Raw genomic sequence first — 16,098 nt, 5'->3', positions numbered from 1 at the left:
CAGCTATCAGAATCATAAAAGGATAGATCAAAAAAAGACAGGGCAGGCCCTGTCTTTCTGATTCTTTCGGTTCCTTGCGCGGTGTTACTTAAGGCCGTACATGGTGCACTTGCCTTTGACCTCTGTCTTCAGCTTATCTTCCCGAAGCAGCCATCCAAGAGCCATGAGCACCATGTCTTTCTTTTCCCCGGTCTCTTTTACCAGGGCAGCTACAGATTTCGGTCCTTCGGAAGAGAGAGTCTTCCATACGTTACCGGCAAGATTTCCTACCTGATTTTCCATACACACACTCCTTTTTTTGGATTTCGGCGAATCTAAAGTCTTTTTAAAAAGAAAACAAGCCCATCTGACAGCTCTCATCATCTCAAGGGGCATAATTCTGTTTTATAAAAGGCAGGCTGTTTGTAAACTTTCTGACATGAAAAAGGAGACCAGAAAACGGGGCTTACAACTGGCATCGGGGATTTTGATATCCGGTATCGCTCTTTATTATTCGATCAAGGGACTGGACTGGCTAGCTGTCCGTCGGGGATTTGCGACAGTCAATCTGTGGTGGTATTTGGTGGCAACCCTTCTGATGATTCTCACGGTATGGGTCCGTGCCTACCGGTGGACCTTTTTCCTGAAGGATCACAGGCATCTTTCTTTATACACGCTACACAAAGGCGTGATGATCGGGTATTTCGGCAATAATGTCCTTCCTTTCCGCCTGGGGGAATTGCTCCGGGCCTACTCCACATCCACACTGACAGGTATCAGCACACCCCACCTGTTTTCAACCATAGTCCTGGAACGGATTGTGGATGTTTTCAGCTTTTTCTTTTTCCTCCTGGGAATTTCCCTGCTATCCCCCCTTCCGGAATGGGCCGGAAACACACGTTTGCTTTTAGCCCTGGCACTTTTAATGATTCTGGTATTTTTTGCCATCTACTACCGTTACCACCAGAGGCTCACCCAATTTATGGACACGAAAAAAGGGCGTCTGTGGCATATTATCCGCCATCTGCATTCAGGTTTGTGTGTGGTCTTTGATATGAAATACCGGCTCTATGTATTGTTATTGAGCCTTGTATTGTGGGCCATTTATGGGGCTGTATTCTGGACCGGTTTTAGAATGTTCGGCATGGAACTGGGAATTTTGCCGGCCGCAGTTTTACTAACCACCTCCTCCTTTGCAGTCAGTGTTCCGTCTGTTCCGGGGTATGTGGGGACCTATCATGTGGCCATCGTACAGGCTTTGATGATGTACGGCATAGAAAAATCCTTTGCCTTTACCTATGCCGTGGTGCTCCACCTGGTGGGATTTATTGCTTTGACACTTCTGGGATTTATATTCTATCTGCAAACCCATCTGTCTGTTACCTCCGTCACAAAAGAATCGGAAACAATAAAAAAACTTTCCAATACATGATCGAATAATTAATTTATCTTTGCTGTAAACAACACGAAGGGACAGGATGAATCAAAATAATCACTACATGCCATATAACGAAGAAGAAGAAATCAATATCAAGGAAATTTTTCAGATCCTTTTAAAAGGGAAATGGATCATTGCCTTATCTTTTATTCTGGTCACGGCCGTGACGATTTGGTATACCTTCAATCAAACACCCATTTATGAGGCATCCACACAAATACTGATCGGTGCCGCCGGAAATCAGACAGCAGCCATTTTCGATGTCATGACGCCATTGGGAAATTCACAGATGGAAATCAATAACGAAGTGGAAATCCTTAAATCCCGTAGTCTGGCAGAAAACACCATAGAAAACCTGATGGAAAATTATTCTCCTGATTCTTTATACATTCTGGGGAAGGGACAGGAAGAAAAGGTAGAATCCTTCTTCAACCAGGTAAAAAAATGGATACTGCTTCTGGGGAACAGGGATGCTGAGGCTGAAGAGTGGATATCCACCCGGGCAGACACCATCCGGTCTTTGGCCTATACCCTTCAGGAAGCCATCACCATCACACCTGAACGGAACACGCAGACGATTCGCATTTCCATTAAATCACCGGATCCACAGGAAGCGGCCCTCATTGCCAACACCTTTGCCTATGAATATTACAAGCAGGATCTGGAACGGTCCAGGGGGGCCATGTCCGAAGTAAAATCCTTTATCCAGGAACAGCTGGAACAGGTTGAAGAGCGTTTGCGAGTCAGTGAGGATTCACTCAGAGCCTTCCAACAACGGGAAGGTGTGGTGAATCTTGATGAAGCCTCAAAAAATTTACTGGATCAGCTTTCTAATTTTGAATCCGAGTATTACAGTGCCATGGCAGAACTTGAAATCAACGAGCAGCAGTTAAAATATCTGACCCGTGAATTGGATATCAAGGAAAAGGAGCTATTAAACAATTTTATACAGACAGCCAATCCCCTCATCCTGGAACTTCAGACAAAGATCGCCAAACTGGAAGCATCTGTCGTAGAAGCCATCGCCAAGGGCATAGACGAAAACGCGCCACAGATTCAGACCATCAAAGTCCAGATGGATAAGATGAAAGAACGGTTGAACCAGGAAACCCGCATGCTCATCAGCCGGGGATATATTCCCGGTCCCAATGATCCCCTGAGTATCAACCAAAGCATGCTGGAGGATGTGATTAAGCTACGGATCGAACAGATTTTGCTTCGAAGCAAGGCCAAAGAATTCAAAAAACTGGTGGACCATTACAGTAAAGAATTGGAAAAGCTGCCTCAGGTGATTATCACATTCTCACGTCTGGAGCGGGAAAGACTGGTAAACGAGAACATTTACATGTTGATGAAGAACAAATATGAGGAATCCCGTATTACCGAAGCGAGCCAGATCAGCAACGTGTATGTGATTGACCAATCGGTGCCTCCAAAATATCCCGTATCCCCCAAGAAGAAACTGAATGTTCTGCTGGGTGGATTTTTAGGACTTGGACTGGGTATTGGTATTATCTTTCTGAAGGAATTCCTGGACAACACCATAAAGACCAAAGAAGATCTGGTGAAAAAAGGAATCACGACCTTGGCGGTCATCCCGGAGATTGATGAAATCAAGGCCGCAAAAAAGGCCCGGTCGGTAACCAATGCAGAGATCTCACAGTACCAGTCCCGGCTTATTACCCATTTCGATCCCAAGTCACCCGTTTCTGAAGCCTATCGTTCCATGAGAACCAACATTGAATTATCCGGGGTGGATAAAATCATCAAATCTATTGTAATTACATCTGCAGGCCCCGGAGAGGGAAAATCCACAACGATTGCCAACCTGGCCATTGCCTTTGCCCAGATGGATCAGAAGACTCTTTTAGTGGATACAGATATGCGACGGCCGGTTTTACAGAAAGTGTTCAAGGTTCCGAGAGTTCCGGGTATTGCCGATATTATCACAGGTTCGAACACCATCGAAGAGTGTATACATGAAACCAGTGTGGAAAATCTTTACATTTTACCTTCGGGAAATTTGCCGCCCAATCCTTCTGAAATGTTGGGATCCAAGAAAATGAGAGAAATTTATCAGGCGCTGACCCAACAATATGATAAAATATTCTTCGATGCTCCACCGATCATCGCCGTGACGGATGCTTCGCTGTTGGCAAGGCTTTGTGACGGGCTTGTAGTTGTGGTAAAGAGCGGTGTGACCCATAATGAAGCACTGGATCAGGTACAAAACATCGTTCAGCAGATCAAACTGCCCATGCTGGGTGCAGTGATTAACGCCATCACCCCCAAACACATGAAGGGCGGCAGTTATTATTACTATTACCGGTACATGAATTATCAATACAAATAGACGTCATTAAAATATATTGAGCCCCGGAAACGGGGCTTTTTTTTCTGTATATTTTGTGAACAGAATATCAAAGACATAAGCAATATGAGGAAAACATGACACGCATGATCGCACAGCGCATGGGGATCGTACCCGGAAAAATTCAGCGGTCCGACATCATGCATTTCATTAGTGAGAATGGGATCCAAAGACTTACATTTCACTATGCCGGACTGGATGGGAAACTGAAGGATTTGATTATCCCCCTTCATTCCCGGGAATATACTGAACGGATATTATCGGCAGGTGAACGGGTAGATGGTTCCAGCCTTTTCAAAGGGATGATCCCTGCTACAGGATCAGATCTTTACGTGGTACCTTATTATCCTTCTGCCTTTCTTAGCCCTTTTGATCCTGAAAGTTTGGATTTCATGTGCCGTTTTGTTGACCGGGATTACAACAGGACTCCATTTTGTCCGGACAATTTGCTCCAGACCCTGTATGAGAAGCTGAAACACGAGCAAAATTACGAATTATGGGCACATGGGGAGCTGGAATTTTATCTGTTAGGAGATCGGGATAGTTTACATTATGAAGCCCCTCCTCAGTCAGGATATCATGCATCGGCGCCTTTTAGTCCATTTCAGGATGTCTTACGAGAAATGGTCCAGAGGACCAGTGATATTACAGGGCTGGTAAAATACGGGCATTCTGAAGTGGGGATGATTTCACGCATAGAAAGCGCCGATCCACAGATTCATGGAAAATTTGGGGTTCAGTATGAAATAGAGATGTTGCCGGCACCCGTGCCTCAGGCGGCGGATACAATGCTTTTGGCGAAATGGGTTGTTCGAAATGTGGCATACCGTCATGGATTATTAGCCACCTTTGCGCCGAAAATCAGCGATGGGAATGCAGGGACGGGTATGCATTTTCACTTGGAGATGATTCGTGATGGAGTCAACCGGACCCGTACTGACAAGGGACTTTCAGAACTAGCCCGGCAGTGTATTGGGGGCTTATGTGATTATGCACCCACACTTTCAGCATTTGGAAACACCATTCCATCCAGTTATTTCAGGCTGGTTCCCCATCAGGAAGCGCCAACACAAATATACTGGAGTGATTTAAACCGTTCTGCCCTGATCCGGGTTCCTCTGGGATGGCCAGAAGGTGAAGATATGGCTCCCCTGGTGAACCCCCGGCTTCAGGAGCACTATCAGACAAAATATATTCGGCAGACCTTTGAAATCCGGAGTCCGGACGGTTCGGCATTTATTCATCTTTTATTGTCAGGAATCACCCATGCCATTCTCACCACATTTTCTGAACCTGAGAAGTATTTACATATAGCTGAGAGTCATTATGTAAAACCAGGGGATACAGGTGAGACGGATCGTTTTGAATCCCTACCGGGAACCTGTCAGGAGGCAGCGGAATATTTACAGGCAGCCCGAAATCGGTATATCGGTGCATTTCCCGAAGAAGTATTGGACTGGGTCATCAGGTATTTACAATCTCATGAAGACGGTCGTTTACAGGAAGAATTAAAGCAGTTATCACCGGGAGAGCAGGTAATCAGGCGTCTGGAGATCATGCACCGTTATATTCACATCCAGTAAAAAAGTGGGAATATAAAAAAAGCCCCGCGAATGCGGGGCTTTTTTATAAGGTTTCCGGCGACGTCCTACTCTCCCACCCCGTTGCCAGGGCAGTACCATCAGCTCTGTAGGGCTTAACTTCTCTGTTCGGAATGGGAAGAGGTGTTTCCCCTACGATAAAATCGCCCGGAAATATAAATTTAAGGGTGAACAACAGATGCTGCAGCTACCGACTGAAAAAATTAAAAGATTGACAAAGTCAAACGAGTCATTAGTACCACTCGACTTAACTCATTACTGAGCTTACATCTGTGGCCTATCAACCTTGTCGTCTACAAGGACTCTTCAGGGAAATCTTGTCTTGAGGTGAGTTTCGCACTTATATGCTTTCAGTGCTTATCTCATCCGAACGTAGCTACTCAGCGGTACCACTGACGTGATAACTGATACACTAGAGGTTCGTCCACTTCGGTCCTCTCGTACTAGAAGCAGCTCCTCTCAAATTTCCTACGCCCACGGCGGATAGGGACCGAACTGTCTCACGACGTTCTGAACCCAGCTCGCGTGCCACTTTAATGGGCGAACAGCCCAACCCTTGGGACCTTCTCCAGCCCCAGGATGTGACGAGCCGACATCGAGGTGCCAAACCTCCCCGTCGATGTGAACTCTTGGGGGAGATAAGCCTGTTATCCCCGGAGTACCTTTTATCCGATGAGCGACGGCGCTTCCACTTGCAACCGCCGGATCACTAAGTCCTGGTTTCCCACCTGCTCGAAATGTCTCTCTCGCAGTCAAGCTCCCTTTTGCCTTTACACTCAGCGTACGATTACCAACCGTACTGAGGGAACCTTTGAGCGCCTCCGTTACATTTTAGGAGGCGACCGCCCCAGTCAAACTACCCACCTGACACTGTTCGCATTCCGGATTCACGGAATCGCGTTAGAATTCCGACAACGCAAGGGTGGTATTCCAACGGTGACTCCACGCAGACTGGCGTCCACGCTTCACAGTCTCCCACCTATACTCTACATGCGGAATCAAAACCCAATATCAGGCTGTAGTAAAGGTTCACGGGGTCTTTCCGTCCTGCCGCGGGTAGCCGGCATCTTCACCGACGCTACAGTTTCACTGGATCTCAGGTCGAGACAGCGCCCAAATCGTTGCACCATTCGTGCAGGTCGGAACTTACCCGACAAGGAATTTCGCTACCTTAGGACCGTTATAGTTACGGCCGCCGTTTACTGGGGCTTCAGCTCAGTGCTTCTCCTCCCGCCGAAGCGGGAGAATGACACATCCCCTTAACCTTCCAGCACCGGGCAGGTGTCAGTCCCTATACATCATCTTACGATTTAGCAGAGACCTGTGTTTTTGTTAAACAGTCGCTTGGGCCATTTCACTGCGACCTCTTTCTGCTCCGTAAGCGAATTACATCACATACTCGAGGTACCTCTTATCCCGAAGTTACGAGGTCAGTTTGCCGAGTTCCTTGACCTGAGTTCATCCAAGCACCTTAGAATATTCATCCCGCCTACCTGTGTCGGTTTAAGGTACGGTCAGTGACAACCCTCACATAGAGGTTTTTCTTGTCAGTATGATTAGGATCAGTTTGTGTCCAAAGGACTCCCCATCACGTCTCAGAATTATCCTTCCGGATTTGCCTGGAAGGACTCCCTACACGCTTAGACCGTCTATTTCGTCAGACGGCTGATCTTTCACTTCTGCGCCACCCCATAGTTCAAACGGTTTGCCACTGGTACAGGAATATTAACCTGTTTCCCATCGACTACGCCCTTCGGCCTCGCCTTAGGGGCCGACTAACCCTGAGCAGATTTACTTTACTCAGGAAACCTTAGGCTTTCGGTGTCCCGGAATTTCACCGGGATTATCGTTACTCGTGCCTGCATCCTCATTTCCATCTCCTCCAGCAGCCCTCACGGGTCTACCTTCAGCGGTTAATGGAACGCTCCCCTACCAATCCGGTTCATCACCGGATTCCGAAGCTTCGGTAGTACGTTTGACAGTCCCGGAAATTATAGGCGCAGAATCACTTGACTAGTGAGCTATTACGCACTCTTTAAAGGAATGGCTGCTTCTAAGCCAACCTCCTAGCTGTCTGAGTAATTCCACATCCTTTATCACTTAACGTACATTTAGGGACCTTAGCTGTCGGTCTGGGTTGTTTCCCTTTTGACTACGGAGCTTATCCCTCGCAGTCTATCTCCTAATGAGCATGTTACGGCATTCGGAGTTTGATTGGGTTTGGTAGGCGGTGAAGCCCCCTAGTCCATTCAGTGCTCTACCTCCGTAACACTCCATTAAGGCTAGCCCTAAAGCTATTTCGGGGAGAACCAGCTATCGCTGAGTTTGATTGGCCTTTCACCCCTATCCACAGTTCATCCAAAGATTTTTCAACATCAACTGGTTCGGCCCTCCACCCCGTTTTACCGGGGCTTCAGCCTGACCATGGATAGATCACTCAGCTTCGGGTCTATAGCATACAACTCATCGCCCAGTTAAGACTCGCTTTCGCTACGGCTTCGAAGATTATTCTTAACCTCGCTGCATACCATAACTCGCAGGCTCATTATGCAAAAGGCACGCCGTCATCCACACATAAATGTGCGGACTCCGACCGCTTGTAGGCATACGGTTTCAGGTTCTATTTCACTCGCTTTTACGCGTACTTTTCACCTTTCCCTCACGGTACTATGCACTATCGGTGACATGGGAGTATTTAGCCTTATCCCGTGGTCGGAACAGATTCGCATGGAATTCCACGTGCTCCATGCTACTTGGGAGAAGAGCGGCAAGAACACCACATTTAAAATACAGGGCTGTCACCTTCTATGGCTATTCTTTCCAGAATATTCTTCTATCTGATGTTTTTTTGACTTGCCGGTGTGTCTGTTGCCACACCATGCTCTTTCCCACAACCCCTGTTATACAACTCCAACAGGATTGACATATAACAGGTTTAGGCTCTTTCCGGTTCGCTCGTCGCTACTGTGGAAATCACGTTTGTTTTCTTTTCCTGAGGATACTAAGATATTTCAATTCTCCTCGTTCGCTCTGCCTTCCCTATATATTCAGGAAGGAGTGATCCGGCATAACCCGGACCGGGTTTCCCCATTCGGAAATCTGCGGGTGACAGGTTGTTTGCACCTCACCGCAGCTTATCGCAGCTTACCACGTCCTTCATCGCCTCCATGTCCCAAGGCATCCACCGTATGCCCTTAGTAACTTTGTCAAAGGTGCTGTTAATTTTTCCAGTCTATTGCTAGACTGCAGCATCAGTTGTTCACCCAATTTTTCAAAGATCGTTCGTTGTTGACTTAAGCGCTCTGTTAAGTCACCGTGGAGAATAGCGGAATCGAACCGCTGACCCCCTGCTTGCAAGGCAGGTGCTCTCCCAGCTGAGCTAATTCCCCTCTCCGTGGGCCTAGCTAGATTCGAACTAGCGACCTCACGCTTATCAGGCGTGCGCTCTAACCAACTGAGCTATAAGCCCCATTCTCACACACGTGGAAGGGAATTATAAAAAAAAGGGTGTATGCTTCAAAGAGGATATGTCTAACCTTCGTCACGGTTTCCCGTAACTACTCCCTAGAAAGGAGGTGATCCAGCCGCACTTTCCAGTACGGCTACCTTGTTACGACTTCGCCCCAGTCATCGATCTCACCTTCGGCGCCTCCTCCCCCGACGAATCGGGGTTAGGCCAGCGACTTCGGGTGCTACCAACTTCCATGGCGTGACGGGCGGTGTGTACAAGGCCCGGGAACGTATTCACCGTAGCGTGCTGATCTACGATTACTAGCGATTCCAACTTCATGCAGTCGAGTTGCAGACTGCAATCCGAACTGAGACCGGTTTTTTGAGATTGGCTTGCCTTCGCAGGATCGCGACTCATTGTACCGGCCATTGTAACACGTGTGTAGCCCTGGACGTAAGGGACATACTGACTTGACGTCATCCCCACCTTCCTCCCCGTTAACCGGGGCAGTATCCCTAGAGTCCCCAGCATTACCTGATGGCAACTAAGGAAAGGGGTTGCGCTCGTTGCGGGACTTAACCCAACATCTCACGACACGAGCTGACGACAGCCATGCACCACCTGTCATAGTGTCTCCGAAGAGAAGACCTGCTTTCACAGGCTGTCACTACGATGTCAAGCCCAGGTAAGGTTCTTCGCGTTGCATCGAATTAAACCACATGTTCCACCGCTTGTGCGGGCCCCCGTCAATTCCTTTGAGTTTCAGCCTTGCGACCGTAGTCCCCAGGCGGTATACTTAACGCGTTAGCTCCGTCACCGAGAGGGTTAGATCTCCCGACAACAAGTATACAACGTTTAGGGCGTGGACTACCAGGGTATCTAATCCTGTTTGCTACCCACGCTTTCGCGCCTCAGCGTCAGTTACGAGCCAGAAAGCCGCCTTCGCCACCGGTGTTCCTCCTGATATCTACGCATTTCACCGCTACACCAGGAATTCCGCTTTCCTCTCTCGCACTCAAGATAACCAGTATCAAACCCACTTTAACAGTTAAGCTGTTAACTTTCAGATTTGACTTAACCATCCGCCTACGCGCCCTTTACGCCCAGTGATTCCGGATAACGCTTGCTCCCCCCGTATTACCGCGGCTGCTGGCACGGAGTTAGCCGGAGCTTTCTTGAAGGGTACAGTCACGGACAGAGCAGTTACTCACTGTCCCGTTCTTCCCCAACGACAGGTCTTTACACTCCTAGAAGCTTCATCGACCACGCGGCGTTGCTGCGTCAGGGTTTCCCCCATTGCGCAAAATTCCCCACTGCTGCCTCCCGTAGGAGTCTGGGCCGTATCTCAGTCCCAATGTGGCTGATCATCCTCTCAGACCAGCTACTGATCGTCGCCTTGGTGAGCCGTTACCCCACCAACTAACTAATCAGACGCAGACCTATCCAAAGGTGGGAGCCGAAACCCCCTTTCACAATCAGACTTATGACTGATTGCCATATCCGGTATTAGTCCCGATTTCTCGAAGTTATCCCAGTCCTTTGGGCAAGTTATCTACGCGTTACTCACCCGTTCGCCAGTTTACTCATCTACCGAAGCAGACTTTCTCCTTGACTTGCATGTGTTAGGCACGCCGCCAGCGTTTATCCTGAGCCAGGATCAAACTCTCCGTTATATTATTATTAGTATTATTATTTTCCTGTCTCAACAAATCATCTGTCGAGCTAAAACTCATATTCTCTTCTTTTACATACACCCTGTTTTTCAAAGATCATTTTTCTCCTGCCCCTCTTTTTTTGGGACAGCCGTAAATATTACCGGGATCTGCAATTAAAGTCAAGCGAATTTTATCTTTTTTTTCGCCCTGCCCGGCACTCTTTTATACCCATCAGCGCCGGTCCAAACTCTCTTACAAACCCCCTATCAAAAAGCCTGAAATAATAGGCTATTCACAAGACAATGTCAAAACATTTTTGTTGGTTTTTAAGAAATTTTCGGAAATGAATGGCATGGGTGATATTTTGAATGGGATGAGGGGACTTTTTCCTCCCGCGGAGGACGCAGAGAGGCAGAGTCTATTTTGGGGATTCCCACGGAGAACGCAGAGGGAATGAGGGCATCAACTTCAAGAAGTTAGAAGTTAGAAGCTGGAAGTTAGCGTCGCTTCGCTCCTGATGGTTGGTTCAGGGGTTCAGGAGCTCATGGGATCAGGGGTTCAAGTGTTCGGTGGTGGTGGTACAGGTTCCGACTTTCGACTTTCGACTTTTTGACTTTCGACTTTCGACTGACGACTGTCCACTACATAGAATTCAAGCACATCACTACGTTCGGTGTTCAATAGCCGCTTCGCGGCTTTCAAACGCTGCTTTGCAGCGTTCAAGGATCTCACTGCGTTCGATCTTCAATCCCAGATATGCGGATTTCAATGGGTGACCTCTTTTTTGAACACTGCATAGTAGTGCTTGAATGCTGAGCGCAGCGAAGCCATTGAACGGCACGAAGTGCCGCTTGAATTATTAAACGCTGCTGCGAAGCGTTCAAATCCATTATCTTTCATAAGCTGATATCTTGATGCGAATGCCACAAAGTTTAAATGAGGACTGTATTTAATCCATTAAATAATTCGAAACAACACATATATGATTAACAATATTATCTTGCATTATATCGCATTTCGCTGTATCTTACCCCCGGGGTGGGGGGCGCTACCTAACCGAAATTATATATCCCAGCTCTCTTATATCCCAGTTCATTTAGGGAAAAAGATCCCCATCAAATCAATCTATTCAATCCAATCAATCTGCTGTCGACTGACGACTGACGACTGTCCACTGAAAACTGAAAAAGTAACGCGTAACCCGTAACGCGTGACAAGGGGTCCAATCATCCAATCCCCCAATCAAATCAATCAACTGTTTACTGCCGACTGTCGACTGAAGACTGACGACTGTCCACTGAAAAAGTAACGCGTAACCCGTAACGCGTGACAAGGAGTCCAATCATCCAATCCCCCAATCAAATCAATCAACTGTTTACTGCCGACTGTCGACTGAAGACTGACGACTGTCCACTGAAAAAGTAACGCGTAACCCGTAACGCGTGACAAGGAGTCCAATCATCCAATCCCCCAATCAAATCAATCAACTGTTTACTGCCGACTGTCGACTGCCGACTAAAAATTGGAATCAAAATATATTCTGTCTCTATGACTCTATTCACTCAATTATTGTATACTATATTATGAAAATTTACAGTCTCCACTTTTTTCTCTTAAAATCACTGCACAAAATTTCTTATATTAAAAGTCTGAAAATGGAGGTGAATATATGGCAAGACTTACTGTCAATGATGTCAATTTCAAGGATCAAAAGGTCTTGGTCCGCGTCGATTTTAATGTCCCGGTGAATGACGCCGGTGAAATTACCAATGATTACCGAATCGTATCCTCCCTCCCTACCCTTCAGAAAATCCTGAAAGACGGGGGATCTGTGATTTGTATGAGCCATCTGGGCAGACCCAAAGGTGAAGCAGATCCGGCCTTTTCTCTGAAACCGGTGCAAAAACGCTTATCCGAACTGCTGGACCGGGAAGTTAAATTTGCTGAAGACTGTGTCGGTGAAGAAGCAGAAAAACTGGCAGCCTCCCTGAAACCAGGTGATGTCCTCCTCCTGGAAAACCTTCGTTTCCATAAAGAAGAAAAGAAAAATGACCCTGAGTTTGCAAAAAAACTGGCTTCCTATGCCGATATGTATGTCAATGATGCCTTCGGCACCTCCCACAGGGCCCACGCCTCGACGGTTGGTGTCACAGAATATTTTGATAAGGTGGTCTGTGGACTCCTTCTGGAAAAAGAACTGGTCTATCTGAAAGATAAAGTGGAAGATCCTGCTCGCCCCTATACTGCTATTCTGGGGGGCGCCAAAATCAGCGGAAAAATCGATACCATCCAACACCTGCTGAAAAAAGTGGATCATCTGCTGGTCGGTGGAGGAATGATCTTTACCTTTTATAAAGCCATGGGATATGAAATCGGAAATTCCCTGGTTGAAGAGGATAAAGTGGATCTGGCGAAAGAAATTCTCGAAGAAGTTAAATCTTCAGGGGTGAATTTCCATCTTCCCGTGGATGTGGTTGCCGCGGATGCCTTTGAAAACGACGCACCCGCAGTCACTGTCCCTGCAGATCAAATCCCCGCCGGGAAACTCGGACTCGATATTGGTCCAGAAACAGTCAATCTCTTTTCAGATATCATCTCCAAAAGTAAAACCGTCCTCTGGAACGGTCCCATGGGGGTTTTTGAGATGCCGAAATTTGCCAAGGGGACCGAAGCAATTGCCAAAGCTTTAGCTGAAGCGACAGATAAGGGGACAATCTCTCTGGTCGGTGGTGGTGATTCAGTAGCTGCCGTGAATAAGCTGGGCTACAGTGATAAAATAAGTCATGTATCTACCGGTGGCGGAGCCTCTCTGGAATTGATTTCCGGACTTGAACTGCCGGCAGTGGCAAAAATTTCAGAAAAAGAATAAAGGATTTTTATGCGACGTTTACTGATAGCCGGAAACTGGAAAATGAATCATGGACCGTCTCAATCCCGGGAATTCGGCCGGGACCTGAAAGCAAAGGGTCTTCAGGATTTTTCCCCGGAAATCCTCCTGTGTCCGCCCTATGTTTCAATCCAGGCTCTGAGGGAATCCCTTGAAGGAACACCGGTTCAGATTGGTGGTCAAAACCTTCACCAGGAGCCGAAAGGTGCTTACACCGGTGAAATCTCCGGTGAAATGCTCAAAGAAGCAGGGTGTGTCTATGTTTTGATCGGGCACTCCGAACGCCGGCAGTATTTTCATGAGACAGACGATCTGGTTCACGCGAAAATCCTCAGGGCACATGATGCCGGATTGATTCCGGTTGTGTGCATTGGTGAGACCCTGGAAGAACGGGAAAATGGCATTACCAAAGATGTCATCACCCGTCAGTTGAAAGGCGCCCTGGAAGGATTAAGCCCGGAAATCATGAAGACTCTTGTTTTGGCATACGAACCGGTATGGGCCATCGGGACAGGTAAAACAGCCACAGCCGGACAGGCACAGGAAGTCCATGCCATGATCCGAAAAATCCTGAAAGAGTCTTTCAGCACCGAAATCAGTGAAAATACTCGGATACTCTATGGGGGCAGTGCCAAGCCCAATAACGCAGAAGAGCTTTTGTCTGAAGCTGATATTGACGGACTCCTTATCGGAGGTGCCAGTCTGAAGACAGAGGACTTTTATACCATAATCGGTATTGCCCATCAACTTACGAATAAAGGATAAATAATATGCTGACTTTTGTAATTATCATTCTGGTCATTGTCAGTCTGCTTTTGGTTTCATCCATTCTCATGCAATCTTCCAAGGGCGGAGGTCTTGGCGGCTCTGCTTTCGGTGGTGGCATGGGAGGACTTAACAGTGTCCTGGGTGGACGCAATGCAGCGGGATTTCTGGCTAAAGCCACCCAGTATCTGGCCATTGCCTTTTTTATTCTCATTATCCTCATCAATTTTATGGTCCGTGGATCCAATGCCCAGAGGAGTGTGGTTCAGGAACAGGCGAAAAAAGGCGTTGTGACTTCATCCTCATCTCTGCCCAGGCCGTCCGGCATAGATATTGAAGAGCCTGAAGTCCCGGCTGAGGAATAAAAAAAGCGGCAATTCCAGCGAAAATCTTGTAGAATTGCTGATGTAAAGAGTTTAGATTCCCACAGTTTTTTAACATGGGAATCCTGCCCAGGTGGTGAAACAGGCAGACACACTATCTTGAGGGGGTAGCGCCCTACCGGGCATGCGGGTTCAAATCCCGCCCTGGGCACAAAACATTTGGTAACTGTAACAAATACAGGAAATATGATGGCTATGAAACACAAAATACTGGTCATATCGGTTTTATTGCTGATATTTGGTTTGGCCGCTTCTGGCCAGGATCTGGCAGCTCTCCAGGGACAGATTGATCAGGCAAAAGCGATGCTGGAAAACAATGACCTGATGAGTGCAGAGATGTTCGTACAACAGGTTTTGGCGCAGGATTCAAGTTTTGCCCCGGCTTACTATCTAATGCATGAAATTGAATTGCGACGGGGTAATCTCACCGAAGCCCAACAGGCGGTCCGGAAAGCAATTGATTTTAATCCCACCAATGAAACATACCGGGAACGCTTTGATCAAATCCGGGATCTGGTGAATATGATCCGGGACGGCCAACGGGAATATGACGGCGGAAACCCTGACAATGCAAAACGTGTTTACCTTCAGGTCACGGAAAAATATCCCAGTTTTGCAGATACGTACTATCGTCTTGGTGTGATTGCCCTGTTACAGGACGATCACGAAGCTGCTTTAAAATACTATAATAAAGCTATTGAACTGAGCAACGGTGATGAAAAATATACACGGGCTAAACGGGTGATGGTTCAGAAATATTACCAGGACGGCTTGAACGCCTACAAAATCAATGACCTGACTGTGGCAGAAGAGAAACTGAGAGTTGCCATTTCCATTGATTCCACTTTCTCGACAGCTTATCAGCTCCTTGGTGCCATCAAACGTAAGGCCGGCGATATCGAAAAGGCCATCGATTACCTGAAGATGGGGATCGAAGCCAATGCAAATGATGAAGCTCTCCGTTACAATCTGGCGATTTATTTACAGAATGTGGGAGATCGTCTGAAAGCTCTGGAACAATTAAAAAAGAGTGTAGAAATCAATCCCAATTATGATAAGGCTTATACAGTCATGGGACGGATTTATCTGGACAGAAAGAATCTAGAAGAAGCTGAAGCAAGCTATGCAAAGGCTGTGTCCCTCGATAAAACATCTGCTGCTGCCTGGGAAGGCTACGGCGCTGTTTTGATGGAATTAGACCGCTATGAAAAAGCCGTTGAAGCGCTAAATAATGCCGCTAAATATTCTCCCCGGAATGCTCAGGTTTATTACCGTCTGGCAGAAGCCTACAATTATCAGGAAAAATATGAACTGGCAATCGAAGCAGCAAAGAACGCAACACAAATCAATTCCAATTTTGGAGCAGCCTGGTATGAAATGGGCATGGCTTTTGCCCTGATGGGAAACAATGATGATGCAATCAATGCATTCAACCGTGCCAGAACCGATGCCCGCTGGCGTAAAGTAGCCGAATATGAGATTGAGCAGATCCGGAAAGGCAAACCCGTTAGCAGGCAACAGTAACTCCAGGTGATTTTTTTTCAAGGGGAGTAAATCTCCCCTTTTTT

The 16,098-nt window shown here is 47.2% G+C and carries 8 protein-coding genes, 3 tRNA genes and 3 rRNA genes; 8 read left to right on the top strand and 6 right to left on the bottom strand.

Annotated elements, in window-relative coordinates; translation table 11 throughout:
* Nucleotides 1–84: 84 nt before the first annotated feature.
* Nucleotides 85–282, bottom strand: a complete 198-nt coding sequence (locus tag strainIA91_RS03490; RefSeq protein WP_400167717.1) for a winged helix-turn-helix domain-containing protein — start codon at nucleotides 280–282, stop codon at nucleotides 85–87.
* A 136-nt stretch (nucleotides 283–418) separates the two neighbouring features.
* On the opposite strand from strainIA91_RS03490, the gene strainIA91_RS03485 reads away from it, so the two are divergent.
* The 3 genes from strainIA91_RS03485 (at nucleotide 419) to strainIA91_RS03475 (ending at nucleotide 5,371) form a co-directional block, all read left to right on the top strand.
* Entirely contained in the window at nucleotides 419–1,411 is a 993-nt protein-coding gene (locus tag strainIA91_RS03485; RefSeq protein WP_400167715.1) for a lysylphosphatidylglycerol synthase transmembrane domain-containing protein, read from the top strand.
* A 67-nt stretch (nucleotides 1,412–1,478) separates the two neighbouring features.
* Nucleotides 1,479–3,770, top strand: coding sequence for a GumC family protein (locus tag strainIA91_RS03480; protein WP_400167713.1), 2,292 nt, complete (start codon nucleotides 1,479–1,481; stop codon nucleotides 3,768–3,770).
* Nucleotides 3,771–3,865: 95 nt separating this feature from the next.
* Nucleotides 3,866–5,371, top strand: coding sequence for a glutamine synthetase (locus strainIA91_RS03475; protein ID WP_400167711.1), 1,506 nt, complete (start codon nucleotides 3,866–3,868; stop codon nucleotides 5,369–5,371).
* A 52-nt stretch (nucleotides 5,372–5,423) separates the two neighbouring features.
* On the opposite strand, the gene rrf is transcribed toward strainIA91_RS03475, so the two are convergent.
* The 5 genes from rrf to strainIA91_RS03450 all read right to left on the bottom strand — a co-directional run bounded on the left by rrf (nucleotide 5,424) and on the right by strainIA91_RS03450 (nucleotide 10,513).
* Nucleotides 5,424–5,540 (bottom strand): 5S ribosomal RNA (rrf, locus tag strainIA91_RS03470).
* 60 nt (nucleotides 5,541–5,600) lie between these two features.
* Nucleotides 5,601–8,597: ribosomal RNA gene (locus strainIA91_RS03465) — 23S ribosomal RNA — on the bottom strand.
* 108 nt (nucleotides 8,598–8,705) lie between these two features.
* Nucleotides 8,706–8,778 (bottom strand) — tRNA-Ala (locus tag strainIA91_RS03460).
* A 6-nt stretch (nucleotides 8,779–8,784) separates the two neighbouring features.
* Nucleotides 8,785–8,858: transfer RNA gene (locus strainIA91_RS03455), tRNA-Ile, on the bottom strand.
* Nucleotides 8,859–8,957: 99 nt separating this feature from the next.
* A 16S ribosomal RNA gene (locus strainIA91_RS03450) occupies nucleotides 8,958–10,513 on the bottom strand.
* The 16S, 23S and 5S rRNA genes sit together here with 2 tRNA genes alongside, the layout of an rRNA operon.
* Before the next feature lie 1,651 nt (nucleotides 10,514–12,164).
* Between strainIA91_RS03450 and strainIA91_RS03445 the strand changes: the two genes are divergently transcribed.
* The 5 genes from strainIA91_RS03445 to strainIA91_RS03425 all read left to right on the top strand — a co-directional run bounded on the left by strainIA91_RS03445 (nucleotide 12,165) and on the right by strainIA91_RS03425 (nucleotide 16,054).
* On the top strand, nucleotides 12,165–13,364 hold the full coding sequence (locus tag strainIA91_RS03445; RefSeq protein ID WP_400167710.1) for a phosphoglycerate kinase: 1,200 nt from the start codon (nucleotides 12,165–12,167) through the stop codon (nucleotides 13,362–13,364).
* A 9-nt stretch (nucleotides 13,365–13,373) separates the two neighbouring features.
* A complete protein-coding gene (gene tpiA, locus strainIA91_RS03440; protein WP_400167709.1) occupies nucleotides 13,374–14,147 on the top strand; it encodes a triose-phosphate isomerase in 774 nt (257 codons plus the stop codon).
* Nucleotides 14,148–14,152: 5 nt separating this feature from the next.
* Nucleotides 14,153–14,512 (top strand): preprotein translocase subunit SecG, encoded by a 360-nt coding sequence (gene secG / locus strainIA91_RS03435; RefSeq protein WP_400167708.1) that lies wholly within the window; start codon nucleotides 14,153–14,155, stop codon nucleotides 14,510–14,512.
* 85 nt (nucleotides 14,513–14,597) lie between these two features.
* Nucleotides 14,598–14,681 (top strand) — tRNA-Leu (locus tag strainIA91_RS03430).
* Between the two features lie 44 nt (nucleotides 14,682–14,725).
* On the top strand, nucleotides 14,726–16,054 hold the full coding sequence (locus strainIA91_RS03425) for a tetratricopeptide repeat protein (RefSeq protein ID WP_400167707.1): 1,329 nt from the start codon (nucleotides 14,726–14,728) through the stop codon (nucleotides 16,052–16,054).
* Nucleotides 16,055–16,098 lie beyond the last annotated feature (44 nt).

This window comes from Candidatus Neomarinimicrobiota bacterium, from assembly GCA_041154365.1.
Classification (GTDB): Bacteria; Fidelibacterota; Fidelibacteria; order Fidelibacterales; family Fidelibacteraceae; genus Fidelibacter; species Fidelibacter multiformis.
The sequence above is the reverse complement of the archived record's forward strand: the minus strand, read 5'-3'. Positions and strand labels throughout refer to the sequence as shown.